Origin of the sequence: Chitinophaga sp. CC14, from assembly GCF_048957795.1 — a bacterium.
GTDB classification, from domain to species: domain Bacteria; phylum Bacteroidota; class Bacteroidia; order Chitinophagales; family Chitinophagaceae; genus Chitinophaga; species Chitinophaga ginsengisegetis.
Window position 1 is genome coordinate 2,268,479 of record NZ_JARBFY010000003.1, and the last position, 16,031, is coordinate 2,284,509.

The 16,031-nt window shown below is 48.2% G+C and carries 15 protein-coding genes; 9 read left to right on the forward strand and 6 right to left on the reverse strand.

Annotated elements, in window-relative coordinates:
• Positions 1 to 13: 13 nt before the first annotated feature.
• From PV783_RS19055 to PV783_RS19065, 3 genes are all read right to left on the reverse strand, one after another.
• Positions 14 to 1,078: a FecR family protein gene (locus PV783_RS19055; protein ID WP_420989190.1), complete on the reverse strand. Its 1,065-nt coding sequence runs from the start codon at positions 1,076 to 1,078 to the stop codon at positions 14 to 16.
• 66 nt (positions 1,079 to 1,144) lie between these two features.
• Positions 1,145 to 1,702 (reverse strand): RNA polymerase sigma factor, encoded by a 558-nt coding sequence (locus PV783_RS19060; protein ID WP_420989191.1) that lies wholly within the window; start codon positions 1,700 to 1,702, stop codon positions 1,145 to 1,147.
• Between the two features lie 342 nt (positions 1,703 to 2,044).
• A complete protein-coding gene (locus PV783_RS19065; RefSeq protein WP_079467472.1) occupies positions 2,045 to 3,376 on the reverse strand; it encodes a DEAD/DEAH box helicase in 1,332 nt (443 codons plus the stop codon).
• Positions 3,377 to 3,472: 96 nt separating this feature from the next.
• Between PV783_RS19065 and PV783_RS19070 the strand changes: the two genes are divergently transcribed.
• The gene (locus PV783_RS19070) at positions 3,473 to 4,399 is read left to right on the forward strand and encodes an NADP-dependent oxidoreductase (protein WP_111578071.1); all 927 of its coding nucleotides are present in this window, start codon (positions 3,473 to 3,475) and stop codon (positions 4,397 to 4,399) included.
• Between the two features lie 4 nt (positions 4,400 to 4,403).
• Here PV783_RS19070 and PV783_RS19075 read toward each other — a convergent pair whose 3' ends face one another.
• Complete coding sequence (locus PV783_RS19075; RefSeq protein WP_079469925.1) at positions 4,404 to 4,790, reverse strand: winged helix-turn-helix transcriptional regulator; 387 nt, start codon at positions 4,788 to 4,790, stop codon at positions 4,404 to 4,406.
• A 105-nt stretch (positions 4,791 to 4,895) separates the two neighbouring features.
• Between PV783_RS19075 and PV783_RS19080 the strand changes: the two genes are divergently transcribed.
• The gene (locus PV783_RS19080) at positions 4,896 to 5,603 is read left to right on the forward strand and encodes a DsbA family oxidoreductase (RefSeq protein ID WP_420989192.1); all 708 of its coding nucleotides are present in this window, start codon (positions 4,896 to 4,898) and stop codon (positions 5,601 to 5,603) included.
• A gap of 153 nt (positions 5,604 to 5,756) precedes the next feature.
• Positions 5,757 to 6,713, forward strand: a complete 957-nt coding sequence (locus PV783_RS19085) for an ion channel (protein ID WP_420989193.1) — start codon at positions 5,757 to 5,759, stop codon at positions 6,711 to 6,713.
• Positions 6,714 to 6,758: 45 nt separating this feature from the next.
• On the opposite strand, the gene PV783_RS19090 is transcribed toward PV783_RS19085, so the two are convergent.
• Entirely contained in the window at positions 6,759 to 8,201 is a 1,443-nt protein-coding gene (locus PV783_RS19090) for a sodium:solute symporter (protein WP_079467468.1), read from the reverse strand.
• A gap of 174 nt (positions 8,202 to 8,375) precedes the next feature.
• Between PV783_RS19090 and PV783_RS19095 the strand changes: the two genes are divergently transcribed.
• From PV783_RS19095 to PV783_RS19105, 3 genes are all read left to right on the forward strand, one after another.
• Positions 8,376 to 9,794: an MFS transporter gene (locus tag PV783_RS19095; protein WP_420989194.1), complete on the forward strand. Its 1,419-nt coding sequence runs from the start codon at positions 8,376 to 8,378 to the stop codon at positions 9,792 to 9,794.
• Positions 9,795 to 9,796: 2 nt separating this feature from the next.
• On the forward strand, positions 9,797 to 10,366 hold the full coding sequence (locus PV783_RS19100) for a Crp/Fnr family transcriptional regulator (RefSeq protein WP_111578075.1): 570 nt from the start codon (positions 9,797 to 9,799) through the stop codon (positions 10,364 to 10,366).
• Between the two features lie 102 nt (positions 10,367 to 10,468).
• Positions 10,469 to 11,401 (forward strand): bifunctional helix-turn-helix transcriptional regulator/GNAT family N-acetyltransferase, encoded by a 933-nt coding sequence (locus PV783_RS19105; protein ID WP_363435927.1) that lies wholly within the window; start codon positions 10,469 to 10,471, stop codon positions 11,399 to 11,401.
• 8 nt (positions 11,402 to 11,409) lie between these two features.
• Here the strand turns inward: PV783_RS19105 and PV783_RS19110 are convergent, their stop codons facing one another.
• Positions 11,410 to 11,871, reverse strand: a complete 462-nt coding sequence (locus PV783_RS19110) for a DinB family protein (protein ID WP_420989195.1) — start codon at positions 11,869 to 11,871, stop codon at positions 11,410 to 11,412.
• Between the two features lie 114 nt (positions 11,872 to 11,985).
• On the opposite strand from PV783_RS19110, the gene PV783_RS19115 reads away from it, so the two are divergent.
• The 3 genes from PV783_RS19115 to aspT all read left to right on the forward strand — a co-directional run bounded on the left by PV783_RS19115 (position 11,986) and on the right by aspT (position 15,939).
• Positions 11,986 to 13,623: an acyl-CoA carboxylase subunit beta gene (locus PV783_RS19115; protein WP_336388658.1), complete on the forward strand. Its 1,638-nt coding sequence runs from the start codon at positions 11,986 to 11,988 to the stop codon at positions 13,621 to 13,623.
• A 69-nt stretch (positions 13,624 to 13,692) separates the two neighbouring features.
• Positions 13,693 to 14,154 (forward strand): ribonuclease HI, encoded by a 462-nt coding sequence (gene rnhA, locus PV783_RS19120; RefSeq protein ID WP_079467462.1) that lies wholly within the window; start codon positions 13,693 to 13,695, stop codon positions 14,152 to 14,154.
• Positions 14,155 to 14,223: 69 nt separating this feature from the next.
• Positions 14,224 to 15,939, forward strand: a complete 1,716-nt coding sequence (aspT, locus tag PV783_RS19125) for an aspartate-alanine antiporter (RefSeq protein WP_420989196.1) — start codon at positions 14,224 to 14,226, stop codon at positions 15,937 to 15,939.
• The last annotated feature ends 92 nt before the right edge of the window (positions 15,940 to 16,031 follow it).

Genomic DNA, 16,031 nt, shown 5'->3' on the forward strand with positions numbered 1-16,031 from the left:
TTGATATTGCCTATTATTTGAAATGCAGTGTACTATCTGCGGTAAAATAATAATCAGTACCTGTGGTTGCTTTGATCCCTTCCAGGAAGAAGCTCATAGGTGTACTTTTGTCCAGCAGGCCGGTGAAGGTTCTGCTGGCAAGGTCAGGGTGATCCAGTGAGGCGCGGACGCCATACCACCGGAAAATGGCATTACATATTTCATCCAGGTGGGTATCAGAAAAGCAGTAGAGTCCTTTCTGCCAGCCCAGTTCCACGGTTGCATTAAAAGGTTGTGTATCAAGGGTAGCGGCTTCTTTGTTGAAGATGGCCTGCTGTCCGGGTTTCATGGTAACTGTTTTTTTGCCGGCCTTCATCCGCACCTTTCCTTCTACCAGGGATACTTTCACCAGGCCGCTGTCGTAGCTGTTGATATTAAAGCTGGTACCCAATACTTCCACGGTGCTGTTTGGCAGGTGTACGAGGAATGGTTTACCGGCGCGCCGGGCGATATTCAGATAAGCTTCCCCGTTGAGCGTGATTTCCCTGGTGGCGCCTTTGAAGGTAGCCGGGAATTCCATAGTAGTGGCAGCATTGAGCGTAATAACGGAACCATCGGGGAGGGCTACTTCGTAGCTTTTCCCGTGTGGTACTATCAATGCGTGGATCCCTTGCGGAAGATCGTCTGCTGCGTTGAGATACAGCGTATTGTTTTTATTGGGAATGGGTTTGCCGCCAATGGTAACACTGCCGGCTGTCTGCGTCAGGTTAATGGTAGGCTGGCCGGCGATTTCCAGCAGTACATCTTTATTGATAACAGCCACCGGTGCTGGTTTGGGACTTGCGAAAAAGTCCCACTTCCACGCGGAAAATGCAATAATGGCAATCACCGCAGCTGCGGCGGCCCAGGGAAGTAATATGCGGTACAGCGGTCTCTTCTGCTTAAAGTCAATCACCTCCAGCCACGGGGCAGGAGGGGGCGGGATCTGCATCATGGAAAGTTTTTCCCACTTCTCCCTTACTACTTCATCTTCTTCAATCAGTTCCTCCAGCAATTGGTCATCTGCTGCGGAAATTCTTCCCGCAAGCTTTTCAGTCATTAGCCTGTATATTTCTTCTGCGCTGTTCATGTACACTATTAACCGTTTATTTAATCGGGCGGGGTATTAAAAAAGGATTTTTTTTAAAGATGCCCTTAAAGTTTTCAGCGCGTTGGCTACCTGTTTTTTTACAGTTTCTTCACTGGTGTCCATGAAGGCTGCTATTTCTTTTCGCGTTTTGTGTTCCTGGTAAGCCAGCCGGAATGCCACCGACTGGCGTTCCGGGAGCTGACTGATAGCGGTTTCCAGCTGCTCTTTCAGCTCGTTGGTTTCTAACCTGCTTTGAGGCATGGTGTAGGTTTCAGGCAGCATGATATCCTTTAACCTTTTGTTCCGCGTGGCATCTTTGGCAATTTTATTTAAACAGCGGTTCCGGACGCTGACAAAGAGAAAATTTTTGAGAGAACTGGTAGTACTCAGGTCAATCCGCGCACTCAGGTCCTTTTGCCAGAAATCGACAAAAAAGTCCTGGACAAGCTCCTGGGCCTCGGTTTCGTTTCTTAGTATGGTATATGCAGTCACGTACAGCCATTGACGGTAGCTCTCATAGAAATACCTGAAAGCGGAAACACTGCCCGATTTCAGTTGTGCAAGCAATTCTATATCGTTGATAGATGCACTCATGCTGGGATTTAGTTGATAATCGCAGGCCCGGTGCCGGCTGCTGTTGTCAAATGGTTACTGATACGCGGTAAGGAAAATACGTCAGACAGGCAGAAACAGCATGGCTATTTCAAGCAATGAGGAAAAACTACCCGTAAGACAACTGATTTTAATACAATAACATGCACACTACAGAATATATTCGATCAGGGGGGATGGCCGGATTTGTAATAAGAAGTAAAGTTTGTTAATGAATTGTTATTCCATTATTTCTAAAAGCTGTCTCAGGTGTTTGAAAACAGGGGAGGGTAGCGGGAAATCGCGGGTTATTTCGCGCAGGCTGCACAAAATAACCCGTAATAACTATTTCTTTTTGGCGCCCCTTTTCTTGGGTTTGCCATATTTCAGCATCATCTTTTCTTTGTGGGTCACCTTTTTGTTGGTCTTCATATTTTTGGCCAGCTTCTGGTGAAAGGCCGGGCCTACATCTTCCCGCTTGGGCGCCTTTACCAGCGTATTCCGCATATGTATCTTCGGTTTTTCATCTTCCGTTAATACATCAGAAATTACCAGGTCTTCGGGTAATGGCTGCACCGGGATGGCATAGTTCATCAGGCTTTCAATCCGTGCCAGGTCTTCTGTTTCCGCGTCTTTGGTAAACAGGATCGAAATTCCTTTTTTATCTGCCCTGCCGGTTCTTCCTATACGGTGAATATAGTTTTCCGGTACCTCAGGTGTATCAAAGTTGATCACATGGGTAACTTCGGCGATATCTAGTCCGCGGGCAATGATATCCGTGGCAATCAGGAAACGGTATTCGTTCTGCTGAAATTTGCGGACGGTATTAAAACGATGATTCTGTTCCTTGTTGGAGTGAATGATGCCAACCTGGCCGGGGAATTCTTTCTCCAGCTGCTCATGCAGATCATCCGCAAGTTGTTTGGTGGCGGCGAAAATGAGGGTTTTGGTCATGCTCTTATCGTCCGTGATCAGCATTTCCAGCAGGTTCACCTTCGTATAAAAGTTAGGAACCCGGTACACGATCTGGTCGATGTTTTCAAGCGGGGTACCGGTGGGTGCGGCTTCTATTCTTACCGGGTTATTAAAATGCGTTTCAATCATTTTCTCCACGTCTTCCGTAATGGTAGCAGAAAACATCAGGTTCTGCCGCTTCTGGGGCAGCAGGTCCATAATATTTCTTAACTGCGTCCGGAAACCGAGGTTTAGCATTTCATCTACCTCATCAATGATCAAACGCTTTACCAGCTTCACTTTTAAAGCTCCGCTGAGGATAACGTCGTACAGGCGTCCGGGGGTAGCCACCAGGATATCCAGTTTGTCCTGCACGGCCTCCATCTGGGGATTCATATTCACGCCGCCATAAATGCCCAGCACCGATACGTTCATGTAGGTAGTGAGCTTTTTAACGGCTTCCACCACCTGTACTACCAGTTCCCTGGTAGGCACAATGATCAGCACCGTGGGATATTTCTCTTTCGAAAATTTAAACTGCCGTAAGGTGGGCAACAGGTAAGCGAAGGTTTTACCGGTACCTGTTTGCGCAATTCCGCACACATCCTGTCCGGACATGATAACGGAAAAGGCGCGCTGTTGTATGGTGGTAGGTCTTTTATAACCTAATTCGTCTATCGCGTTTAATAATGGGGTGTTCAGGTTTAAATCACCAAAAGTCATGATACTACTATAATATGAACGGCAAAGGTAAAGAATTACCAATTATGGATTTGTCCTTTGTAATTCTTATTTCAATACATTAGCATAAAAAAAGCTATGAAAAACCTCCACATACCGGCTATTTGTGTACACGCATATGGAGGCCCTGAGCAGTTGCAACTGCAGGAAGTGCCCGTTCCGGTGCCGGCAAAAGACCAGGTATTAATCAAAGTAGTGGCCAGTGGCGTAAATCCTATCGACTGGAAAATAAGGGAGGGTTTTATGAAACATCCTTTGCCTTATATACCGGGTGTGGAAGCTTCCGGTATTGTTACCGCCGTGGGAGAAGGCGTATTTGGCAAGAAAATAGGCGACGAAGTATATGGTTCAGTAGATGGCTCTTATGCCACCTACGCTATTTCAACGGCAGAGTTGCTGTTCCGCAAACCACCCGGCGTGTCTTTTGAAGAAGCCGCAACAATGGCAGGGGCCAGAACAGCCTGGGGCGCACTGTTTGATGTAGCCGGCCTCGTAAAGGGACAACGCATCCTCATACATGCAGGAGCAGGCGGGGTAGGGCATTTTGCCGTACAACTTGCGTTTAATGCAGGCGCCTACGTGATTGCAACGGCCAGTGAAGAGAATCTCGACTTCGTTACCTCGCTCGGCGCCAACGAAGTGATTGATTATAATGCAGCGCCTTTTGAAACCCAGGTGGCGCCGGTGGATATTGTATTTGATACCGTTGGGGGAGATGTCACGGAAAGATCGCTGGCTGTGCTCAAACCGGAAGGACTATTGCTATGTATCGTGCAAATGCCTGACGCTGAAAAGGTGGCAGCAGCCGGCGTGCGCGCGTTATGGGGCGGTACCAAAACGCTGGCATCCATGCAGGAGGTGCATAAGCTGCTGGATAAAGGATTGATCCAACCCTACGTCCGCAAAGTGTTTCACTCCCTGTCGGAAGCCGCAGCGGCGCAAGAGTACAGCAAACATGGCGGTAGCGGAAGAGGGAAAATAGTACTGAAGATATCTGAAGGATAAGCAGTTATTTGCCGAGTATTTTTTTCCGGTGCTGGATGCCCCATTTCTGCAGGGCAATAATTACACTGTCCAGCGTGGCTGCATAAGGCGTTAAGGTATATTCTACTGATACCGGCTGCGTATCATACACGGTTCGCTTTACCAGTTTATGCGTTTCCAGGTCTTTCAGCTCTTTGGAAAGCACTTTCGACGTTATTTTCGGAATACTGCGCTCTATATCACGGAAACGTTTATGTCCCCGGGAAACAGCTATAATAATGGGCAGTTTCCATTTTCCGCTGATCACATCCAGCGCATCTCTTACCGGCATAATTACTTTATGGCAATCAGTATGAGCGCTGTTTTCTGTTTCTGGCCGGCCGCAATCAATAGTGAGTTCTTCTGTTTTCATCTGCATACAGTTGGTTACCTTTTGTAAAGCACTTACTTTCGGGAAACTGGTTACTTTTTGATAGCAAATATATTAACTTTGTTGGTAGAACCTAAATTAAAAATGATGAAAGTAGAAATATGGTCAGATATCATGTGCCCGTTTTGCTATATCGGCAAACGGAGATTTGAAGCAGCACTGGAGAAATTTCCGGGGAAAGATGATATTACCGTGGAATGGAAAAGCTTTCAGCTGAATCCTTCCCTCAAATCCCAGCCCGGAAAGGACGTATACGACTATGTAGCAGAAATGAAAGGACAGTCGCGCGAATGGTCGTTAACCGTACACGACCAACTGGCAGGAACTGCCCGCGAAGCTGGTCTTACCTATAACTTTGATAAAGCCGTTATCGCTAATTCTTTTGACGCTCACCGCCTTATTCAACTGGCCAAACAACAGGGCCTCGGCGACGCTGCAGAAGAACGCCTGTTTTACGCCTATTTTACCGAAGGTAAAGATGTGAGCAATCATGCCACCCTGCTGGAACTGGGCGTGGAAATCGGGCTGGATAGAGCCGCTGTGGAATCCGTACTGGAAACTTCAGAAATGGCAGCGGCAGTGAATAAAGATGTGGATGAAGCACAGCAACTGGGAATCAGGGGCGTACCGTTTTTTGTACTGGACCGCAAATACGGCGTGTCCGGCGCACAACCGGTAGAAGCATTCACGCAAACCCTGGAACAAGCCTTTGCAGAATGGAAAAGCACGCAACCGGTAAATACACTCGATACCTTATCCGGCCAGGTTTGTACACCAGACGGAGATTGCCAATAGTTTGATTTTTTATAAGGGAGTTGGCTGGTTAGCAGGAATGTTGGCCGGCCAATTTTTTTCACACCCCAACCGTTAACACCATCCAAACACGATCATCCTGATTCATAATTTTCCTCACTTTTCTTCTTAGCTTTACACCTCAAATATCCATTTATGGCGCTTCTGAAAAGAATAAACCCTTTTTCCAGGCAAAACGACGACACCGGTTTCGGTACCAATGCAAATGGCTATGGCGGCCGGTTTATTAACCGCGACGGAAGCTTTAACATACGCCGCGAAGGACGTTCGTTTATGCAACGTTTTAATATTTATCACGCCCTATTAAGTGTTCCCGCCTGGCAGTTCGCCCTGGTGATCCTGCTATTTTATTTCTCCATAAACCTGCTCTATACAGGCATTTACTGGTGGATAGGCACAGAAGGATTTCAGGGAATCATCGGTAAAACCAGCTGGGAAAAATTTAAAGAAGTATTCTTTTTCAGTACGGAAACCTTTACCACCGTGGGTTATGGCCGCGTTAACCCGGTGGGCGACGGTGTAAACTTCGTGGCAGCCATTGAAGCTATGACAGGCTTCCTCTCTTTTGCGGTGGCTACCGGTCTTATCTATGGCCGCTTTTCAAAACCACGGGCACACCTGTTGTTCAGTGATCATGCACTGATTGCTCCTTACAAGGATAAAACAGCCCTGATGTTCCGCTTTGCTTCTTACAAAGAAAATCATACCCTCACCAACGTGGAAGTACTGGTAACAACAGGTTTCCAGGTGCAGGAAAACGGGGAGGCGGTATATAAGTTTTACAACCTGGCATTGGAACGAAGTAAAATTGAAACCCTGTCTATGAACTGGACGGTGGTACATCCTATTGATGAAAACAGTCCGTTTCTGGGGTTCACGGCGCAGGACATGGAAGTGGCCGATGCGGAGCTATATGTAACAGTAAGGGGCTTTAATGATGTGTACTCCAATACGGTATTGCAGCGCACCTCTTACACCTACCAGGAAATTATTTACAACAGGAAATTTGTGCCGATGTACCGGGAAAGCGATAACGGGAAAACAACCGTGCTGGAGCTGCACCACCTGAACAAAACAAAAAAAGTGGAATAGTTTATATCCGGATGCAGTGATCATCACTGCATCCGGGTAATATCATCAGTCTTTACGGGAAATCAGCAATAATCCCAGGAAAGTAAACAGCCCGTTGATGATCAGCAGTTCCAGCCCTATCTGGAATTTACCAAAAATGTGCGTCTGGTACACATCTACTACCAGGCAAAGCAATGGCGCAGCCACACAAATCACCGGCACCAGTGCATCATGCACTTTGCGTTTGGTTAAAATGCCAAAAGCAAAAAGCCCCAGCAGCGGTCCATACGTATAAGTAGCCACTTTCAGGATCACGCCTATCATGCTCTGGTTATTCACCCATTCAAATACCATTACAAAAAGCAGGAAGATAAATGCCATCATCAGGTGAATACGCTGACGGTATTTTTTCTTTTCTGCTTCGGTCCAGTCGGTACGTTTTTGCATATCGAGGATGTCGATGCAGAGGGAAGAGGTGAGGGCTGTCATCGCGCCATCGGCACTGGGAAACAATGCAGAGATAAGCGCAATGATAAAGATCACGGAAATCACCGGCGGCATATGATGCAATGCCAGTTCCGGGAATAATTTATCGCCGGTGGCAGTTACCTGCTGCTGTGCGCCATATAAATGAAGCAAACCTCCCAGGAAAAGGAACAGGCCAATAACGATCACCATAATAAAAGCCAGCGACACCATGTTCTTCTTCGAGTCTTTTAAAGTTTTTACAGAGATGTTTTTCTGCATCATCTCCTGGTCAAGACCGGTCATAGTGATGGTGATGAAGGCGCCCGCCACAATCTGTTTTACGAAAAAGAGCTTGTCATTCGGATCGGTATTAAAGATCTTTGTCAGCCCCCTTTCACCCATGGCCGTAAAACTTTCTCCCAAACTAAGGTTCATGGTATGCAGGATATATCCTACGCAAATTACCAGTCCGGCCAGCATACAGGTAGTTTGCAGGGTATCGGTATATACAATTGTTTTTACGCCGCCCTCATACGTGTACAGCAATATCATAAATAAGATGATAATGGTGGTTAGCCAGAAAGGCACGCCAAAACTGGAGAGGATGGCATCCTGCAAAATCCTCACTACCAGGTATAGTCTTGCGGTTGCGCCCAGCGTACGGGAGAGGATAAAGAAGGAGGCGCCGGTTTTATAGGCACTTCTTCCAAAGCGGCTGTCGAGGTAATTATAGATAGATGTTAATTGCAGCCGGTAATAAAGCGGTATCAGTACATAGGCAATGGTAATGTACCCGATAAAATACCCCAGGGTGATCTGCATATAGGAAAAGGCGTCGCGCCCAACGGCGCCGGGCACACTTACAAAAGTAACCCCGCTCAGTGAGGTGCCTATCATTCCAAAGGCCACCAGCATCCAGTTACTGTTGCGGTTACCGATGAAAAAGGAGTCGTTGTTGGAATTGCGGCCCGTATACCAGGCTACCACCAGCAGGATGACGAAGTAGGCAATGACGAATGAGAATAATAATCCTGGAGACATAAATCAAATTTAATCAAGATACTACTTTCCCGCTAAAGGCGCAAAAGAGCGAAAACGCAAATATAATATCTTCCGGACTTCACCGGGGATGGAAATTCCGCTGCTGATTTTTTGACGTGGATCAATTTTCAGGGAAAAGGTTAGGGGCATCTTTGCGTCATCAAAAAAAACAATATGTCTGATTTAACAATGAAAGCCCCGCCGGTGGCGGAACAGCTGTTGCCCGGTTCATGGGGTGTGAAGGCGGCAGTAACCGGTATCGCCCTGATCCTTTTTATGGTAAACCTCGATACCAGTATCGTCATCGTGGGATTGCCGGTATTAATAGCACAACTCCATGCATCTTTTGCGTCGGCCCAATGGGTAGTGCTTAGCTATATGTTATTGCTCACCGCACTGATTGCAGGGGCTGGCCGCCTGGGAGATATTTTTGGCAAGAAGAAATTATATCTCGCCGGTATTGCGCTGTTCACGGCGGCTTCACTGGGTTGCGGCATTGCGCCGGGAATCGGTACCCTTATTGTGTGCAGGGGCTTACAGGGTGTTGGCGCGGCCTTCTGCCTCTCGCTGAGTTTCGCTATTGCCGGCGATATGGTACCAAAAGCCCGGCTGGGCAAAACAATGGGCTGGCTTACCATGATGGTGCCACTAGGCATCGCTTCCGGCCCCACCTGCGGCGGCATCCTCATTTCCACGCTGGGATGGCAGTCGATGTTCCTGGTAAATATTCCCATCGGCGTAGTGGCGTATACGTTAGTATGCAGGCATGTACCGGTGGTGGCGAAGGCGGCGCCGCAGCGAACCGACTGGACCGGCATGATCCTTCTGGCAGGCGTACTGGTTTGTTATTGTATGGGTATGACCTTTATGGAGGATAAAGGCCCGCTGAGCCAGCCGGTATTGTTGTTGCTGGCAGGGTTTGCAGCCGGACTGGTGTTATTTATAAGATATGAAAAGAAAGTACCGCAACCATTTCTGCAACTGCAGCTGTTCCGCAATTCCCTGCTCAGTGCCAGCCTGCTGGCGGCCTGGCTGGTGTATACGGTGATCATGGCCACCGTAGTGCTGTTGCCCTTTTACCTGGTAAATGAAGGACATTACACACCATTACAAACCGGGTTGCTGATGTCTTTTGGTCCGTTGGTAACCGCGGTGCTGAGTGTATTTGCGGGCAAGGCGGCCGACCGGTTCCATGCCCGTAAGGTAATGCTGGCAGGCGTACTGGTAATGGTGGCCGGTTGCCTGGCCATGAGCAGCCTTAGCACCGGACAGGGGATCTTTGGTTTCCTGTGGCGTATCGGGCTGATCCAGCTGGGACTCACTTTTTTCCAAACACCCAATAACACGGCCGTGATGGAACTGGCAGCGCCGGAGCAACGCGGATTGATGAGCGGGTTGTTATCGCTGGCACGCACCACCGGCCATATAACGGGAACGGCTGTACTGGGAGCTGTGTTCGCGCTCCTGGTCAAAAGCGGCACTATCACGCACGCCATCTCGGTTGTATTCCTGGTGGCGGCCGTGCTGGTGGCAGTCGCTGCTTTATTGATATATTTGGTGCTGAGAACACAAGGACGCCGTAATAACGCCTGATCATGTACGAACAATTATCCGCTTTTATACTCAGTAAAATCAGTGTTACCGACGCACAACTCGGAGTAATACTATCACATTTCAAACCGTTGCAGGCTGGCCGTAACCAGCTGCTGCTAACGGAAGGAGAGGTGGCCAGGAATATCTTTTTTGTTGCCGGCGGCTGTATACGGATTTATTTCATCGATGAAAACGGGCAGGAAGCCACCCGCTACCTGGCCTTTGAGAATAATTTTGCCTGCGGCCTGATGAGCTTTATTGCACAGCAAACCTCCCACGAATTTATACAGGCAGTATTGCCTTCCCAGTTGTTGTCCATTTCCCGCAACGATTTTTATTACCTGCTGGATACAATTCCCTCCTGGGAGAAATTTTACCGGAGCTACCTCGAAAATGCCTATGTAATCAATACGGGCCGGCTGATGTCTTTTATCACGCAAAGCGCCGGTGAACGGTATCGCCGGCTGCTGGACGAAAGCCCCCATATCGTGCAACGCCTGCCCAATAAACTGGTGGCATCTTACTTAAATATCTCGCAGGAAACCCTCAGCCGGCTGAAATCAAAACGCTGAAATTACCCATCGCAATCCCTTCTTTTAAATATTTGACAAAGGCAAATAATAAATTTGCTTTTGTCAAGTATTTATTTACTTTTGTCTGGAAAACAAGTAAGTATGACTGTCGAATCTCCGGTTGTAGGTGATATCCGTCGCTTTAACCGTTTCTATACCGGCATGATCGGGCTATTGAACCAGCACATCCTGGACAGCAACCTGTCGCTGTCTGAAGTAAGGGTTTTATTTGAAATAGGGCAGCTTGGAAAATGCACGGCGGGGCAATTAATAGCCATCCTGAAAATTGACGGTGGGTATCTCAGCCGCCTGCTGAAAAAGTTTGAGAAGAACGGGTGGCTGAACAGGCAGCAGTCTACCGCCGACGGACGTACGTTTTTTCTTTATCTCAGCGCCGCCGGTAAAAAAATGCTGGCCGGCCTGGAAGATAAATCTAACCGGGAAATTCAACAGATTACCGGTCATCTCTCCGAAAAACAACAACACCAGGTAGCCGGCGCCATGAAAACCATTGAACAGGTATTATCTGCGCAACCGGGCGAACAAACTTCGGATATCCATATCCGTTATAACCTCCAGCCGGGGGATGTAGGATACCTTATCTACCTGCACGGGCAATTGTATGCGAAGGAATCAGGGTATAACCTGGAGTTTGAGGCATATGTTTGTAAGACGTTCTACGAATTTCTCCCCACCTATAATCCGGCCAAAGACAGGATGTTTCTTGCTACCGTAAACGATCAGATTGTGGGTTCTGTAGCCATCCTGGGATCTTCCCGGCACCTGGCGCAGTTACGCTGGTTCCTTATCCATCCCGATTTTAGGGGTAAAGGTCTTGGCAAGAAACTATTACAGGAAGCACTTGCCTTCTGTAAAGAAAAACATTACCAGAAAGTATACCTGATGACTACCAGCATGCAGGAAACCGCCATTGCCCTGTACAAGAATGCCGGCTTTCGCAAAACGGGCGAAAAATACCTGCAACTGTGGGGGCAGCAGCTGTATGAACAGCGTTACGACATGGATTTATTTTAAGCTTGCCGTCAGGCATATTTGTGCAGCAGTACGATCTGCCCCAGGTGATACGCATCATGCTCAGCCAGCCCCTGTATGTAATAAATGGCCTTGTGTTCCGTTCCCGGAAAGGTGTCAAACAGCTCTTTCTCCGGGAATTTGCGGATGGTAGCGGCCATCAGCTCAAAAGAATGCGCCAGCCGGTGTTTGGTAGCCTCCCAGTTTTCTTCCCCGTGGTTTTCCGGCATATAAAAATCAGGCAGATCCCCGTCCTGCTCCGGCGCCTCATTGTGCATGTATCGCTGCACCCGCTGGTGCCAGAAAATCACATGGTTAACAATCTCCCAGGTATTATTGGATTCTCCGAAAGATTTTACCGCCTGTTGCGCATCAATACGCGAAAGATGCTCCTGGAAGGTAACATCAATCCAGGGCGCGCCATTGTAAAGATTTTCAAGCGATACGGCTAAATGCTCCAGTAATAAAGACATACAATAGGATTTTTATTTTAAAAGATATCCGGCGCCAAACACCGGTAGCCTTCCCGTTATTCGTAATTTACTGAATTCTTTCCCTTATTTTTAAAGAATATAAAAACCATCGTTATGGATCAGCAGCAACTGGAAACCAACAAAAATGAAGATGCTATGCGGATGGCAATCAGCACCATGAAACAACGCCTGGGCGTAATAGAACAGGGCGGAGGAAAGAAAAGCCTGGAGAAAGTGAGACAAAGAGGTAAGCTCACTGCCAGGGAACGCATTCAATACCTCATCGATAAAGACACCCCCTTTACCGAAATCGGTGCATTTGCCGCCTACGACATGTACGAAGAATATGGCGGATGCCCCGCAGCAGGCACCGTAGGAGGAATCGGGTATGTAAGCGGCCGCCAATGTATGATTGTGGCCAACGACATGACCGTAAAGGCAGGGGCCTGGTTCCCCATGACCGGTAAAAAGAACCTGCGCCTCCAGGAAATCGCTATGGAAAACAGGCTGCCGGTCATCTACCTGGTAGACAGTGCCGGTGTATTCCTTCCCATGCAGGATGAAATATTCCCCGACAAAGAACACTTTGGCCGCATCTTCCGTAACAACGCCCGCATGAGCGCAATGGGCATCACGCAAATCGCTGCAGTAATGGGCAGTTGCGTGGCCGGTGGCGCTTACCTGCCTATCATGAGCGATGAAGTGCTCATGGTGGAAGGCAACGGCTCCATCTTCCTCGCCGGCCCTTACCTCGTAAAGGCCGCCATCGGGGAAGACGTAGATGCGGAAACGTTAGGAGGCGCCGTTACACATACAGAAATCTCCGGCATCGCCGATTATAAATTCAAATCCGATGAGGAATGCCTCGATCAGATCAAACGCATTGTAAGCAAACTCGGTCACACCGGCAATGCTGGCTTCGACAGGATTGAACCACAGCCACCGGCAAAGCCTGCCGATGAACTGGACAGTGTGCTGCCGGCCGACAGCTCCCGGCCCTATGATATGCTGGACATCATTGACCGTATTGTAGATGCCAACACACTCGACCAATACAAACAGGACTACGGCAAAAGTATCATCTGCGGCTACGCCCGCATCGATGGCTGGGCTGTAGGTATCGTTGCCAATCAACGTAAAATTGTAAAAAGCAAAAAAGGCGAAATGCAAATGGGGGGCGTTATCTACAACGACAGCGCCGATAAAGCAGCCCGCTTCATCATGAACTGTAACCAGAAAAAAATTCCCCTCGTATTTCTCCAGGATGTAACAGGATTCATGGTAGGCAGCAGAAGTGAACACGCCGGTATTATCAAAGACGGCGCTAAACTGGTGAATGCCGTGGCCAACTCCGTGGTGCCAAAAATCACCATCATCATTGGTAATTCCTATGGCGCCGGCAACTACGCCATGTGTGGTAAAGCCTATGATCCCCGCTTTATATATGCCTGGCCATCGGCTAAAATTGCGGTGATGGGAGGAGAGCAGGCGGCCAAAACATTATTGCAGATCCAGGTGGCATCTCTCAAAGCAAAAGGACAGGTGATTACACCCGAAGAAGAGGCCCGCCTGCTGAAAGAAATTACCGATAAATATTACGCGCAGACAACTCCCTACTACGCCGCTTCCAGGTTGTGGGTAGACGACATCATTGATCCCGCAGATACCCGGATAAGAATTGCAGAAGGTATTAAAGCAGCCAACAACGCACCGGTGGAACAGCCTTTTAATGTAGGCGTATTCCAGGTGTAAAGAACGGAGGGGAAAGTGTTCGATCCCCTCCGCACTTTTCCTTATCTTCGCGCTTCTTTAAAATTGAACATGGCTGAACTGGTAGTATATACAGATGGTGCATCCCGCGGTAATCCCGGTCCGGGTGGGTATGGCGTAGTACTCATATGGGGAAACGTCCGGAAAGAATTATCACAGGGCTACCGTAAAACCACCAACAACAGGATGGAACTGCTGGCCGTTATTGTTGCGCTGGAAGCATTGAAGAAGGATGGATTAACAGTAACCGTTTTTACAGACAGCAAATATGTAGTGGATAGTATTGAGAAGGGATGGCTATGGGGCTGGGTGAAAATTAATTTTAAAGACAAAAAAAATAAAGACCTCTGGCTGCGTTTCATACCATTGTATAAAAGACACCAGGTAAAAATGCAATGGGTGAAAGGCCACGCCAGCAACCCTTTCAACAACCGCTGTGATGAACTGGCTACAGCAGCGGCCGACAGCGGCAACTGGCTGATTGATGAAGGTTTTGAAAAAGGATTGGCCTAAAGAATAACACTTGCCCTGAACCAACCGGCGATCATAATTGTAGTATAAGCGCAATCTTAAATTCCAATTATGCTCCCCTGGTTGATAAACACGTTACAGAAATACCCCGAAATAGCGGTGATGCTAACCCTCCTGACCGGCTTCCTGGTTGGTAAGGTGCATATAAAAGGTTTTACCCTCGGTACCGTTACCGGTGTGCTGTTGGTGGGGATTGCCATCGGCAGCTTTCACATCAGTATCCCTTCAGAAACAAAATCTATTTTCTTTCTCTTCTTTTTATTTTGTACCGGCTATGGTATCGGTCCGCAGTTTTTCCAGGGACTTAAAAAAGATGGATTGCCACTGGCGTTGTTTTCATTTATAGTATGCTGCAGCAGTTTGTTGTTTTGCTGGGGGCTGGCTTCCCTGCTGCGTTTTGAAACAGGTACTACCGCAGGGCTAATGTCCGGCGCTAATACCTGCTCTGCTATTATCGGCGTGGCGTCAAATACCATCAATGAACTCAATATTACAGACGATGAAAAAAATACGCTCATCAACCAGATCCCGGTGGCGTATGCGGTTACCTATATTTTTGGTACCGCCGGTACCAGCTGGTTCCTTTCTGTAATAGGCCCGTGGTTTATGTCCGGCAGCCGTGCCAAGCTGATAGAGGAAACAAAGGAGCTGGAAGAAAAAATAACAGATCCAGGTGCTGAAGAAGAGGAGAATGTTACCAACGCCTACGACCAGGTAGCCTTCCGCGCTTATCTTGTTAACCCGGAACTTACCGGTGATGGTAAAACCATCCGTGAATTAGAAGACATCTTTCATGATAAGAAAAGACATCTCTACATCCTGCGCACCAGAAGAGAAGGAAAGCTGATGGAAGCTTCCCCTGATTTCATAATTAAGCCGGGAGATATTATTGCGGTGGGTGGCCAGCGTGCGGCGGCCATTGCGTCAGCATCCCTGTTGGGAAAAGAAGTAGCCGATGAGGAACTGCTCACGTTCCCGGTACAGTCAGTAACCGTGATCATCACCAGCAAAGCCGCCAGCAACAAGCCCCTGAAAGCATTTGCAAAACACCCGGATTTTCATGGTATCAGCGTGCGTAAAATTTTACGCGCCGGTATCGAGATGCCGCTGCACGCATCTACCGTGATACAAAAAGGCGATGTGGTAGAACTGGTGGGTATCCAGGAAGACCTGGACAAGGCCATTGCCATCATTGGCTATAAAGAAAGGGGCGGCGTGGAAACAGATATTGTTTACCTCGCAGCCGGCATTGTGGCGGGTACTTTATTTGGCAGTTTGAGCGCACATATCGGCAACGTTCCTGTGGAGTTGAGTACCAGTGGCGGCGCCCTGATCGCAGGGCTGGTATTCGGCTGGATGCGTGGTATCCATCCGCGCTTTGGTTACATCCCGGCTGCATCACAATGGGTGCTTACCAAACTGGGACTGCATGTATTTATCGCCATCGTTGGACTGAGCGCCAGTGAAGGATTTTTGCAGGGACTGAAAGAAGAAGGTGTCACACTTTTCCTGGCTGGCGTAGTGCTAAGCCTGCTGCCAATGATGCTGGCGCTGTTCCTGGCAAAGTATGTATTTAAATTTCATCCGGCTATTGGTCTTGGCGCCTGCGCCGGCGCGCACGACGAATCCGCACCGCTGCTGGCAGTACAGGATGCTATCAACAGCAAAGTGCCCGCACTGGGATATACCGTGGCATATGCAGTAGCTAATATTACACTCACCACTTCAGGCGTTATCATCGTGTTGCTGATGCATAGAGGCAGTTGATGTTCTCCGCTCATCACATTTTTTAACAATGAAACCCGCGTCGGTACTGAAAATCTATTCTCATGAAAAATCTTTTCTTCAACATTTTTAAC

What these genes read in the sequence shown, in the direction of transcription:
- PV783_RS19115 (WP_336388658.1), top strand. Translation starts at nt 11,986, where the DNA reads ATGGATCAGCAGCAACTGGAAACCAACAAAAATGAAGATGCTATGCGG.
- PV783_RS19085 (WP_420989193.1), top strand. Translation starts at nt 5,757, where the DNA reads ATGGCGCTTCTGAAAAGAATAAACCCTTTTTCCAGGCAAAACGACGAC.
- PV783_RS19090 (WP_079467468.1), bottom strand. Translation starts at nt 8,201, where the DNA reads ATGTCTCCAGGATTATTATTCTCATTCGTCATTGCCTACTTCGTCATC.
- PV783_RS19070 (WP_111578071.1), top strand. Translation starts at nt 3,473, where the DNA reads ATGAAAAACCTCCACATACCGGCTATTTGTGTACACGCATATGGAGGC.
- PV783_RS19060 (WP_420989191.1), bottom strand. Translation starts at nt 1,702, where the DNA reads ATGAGTGCATCTATCAACGATATAGAATTGCTTGCACAACTGAAATCG.
- PV783_RS19075 (WP_079469925.1), bottom strand. Translation starts at nt 4,790, where the DNA reads ATGAAAACAGAAGAACTCACTATTGATTGCGGCCGGCCAGAAACAGAA.
- PV783_RS19105 (WP_363435927.1), top strand. Translation starts at nt 10,469, where the DNA reads ATGACTGTCGAATCTCCGGTTGTAGGTGATATCCGTCGCTTTAACCGT.
- rnhA (WP_079467462.1), top strand. Translation starts at nt 13,693, where the DNA reads ATGGCTGAACTGGTAGTATATACAGATGGTGCATCCCGCGGTAATCCC.
- aspT (WP_420989196.1), top strand. Translation starts at nt 14,224, where the DNA reads ATGCTCCCCTGGTTGATAAACACGTTACAGAAATACCCCGAAATAGCG.
- PV783_RS19095 (WP_420989194.1), top strand. Translation starts at nt 8,376, where the DNA reads ATGTCTGATTTAACAATGAAAGCCCCGCCGGTGGCGGAACAGCTGTTG.
- PV783_RS19065 (WP_079467472.1), bottom strand. Translation starts at nt 3,376, where the DNA reads ATGACTTTTGGTGATTTAAACCTGAACACCCCATTATTAAACGCGATA.
- PV783_RS19055 (WP_420989190.1), bottom strand. Translation starts at nt 1,078, where the DNA reads ATGACTGAAAAGCTTGCGGGAAGAATTTCCGCAGCAGATGACCAATTG.
- PV783_RS19100 (WP_111578075.1), top strand. Translation starts at nt 9,797, where the DNA reads ATGTACGAACAATTATCCGCTTTTATACTCAGTAAAATCAGTGTTACC.
- PV783_RS19080 (WP_420989192.1), top strand. Translation starts at nt 4,896, where the DNA reads ATGAAAGTAGAAATATGGTCAGATATCATGTGCCCGTTTTGCTATATC.
- PV783_RS19110 (WP_420989195.1), bottom strand. Translation starts at nt 11,871, where the DNA reads ATGTCTTTATTACTGGAGCATTTAGCCGTATCGCTTGAAAATCTTTAC.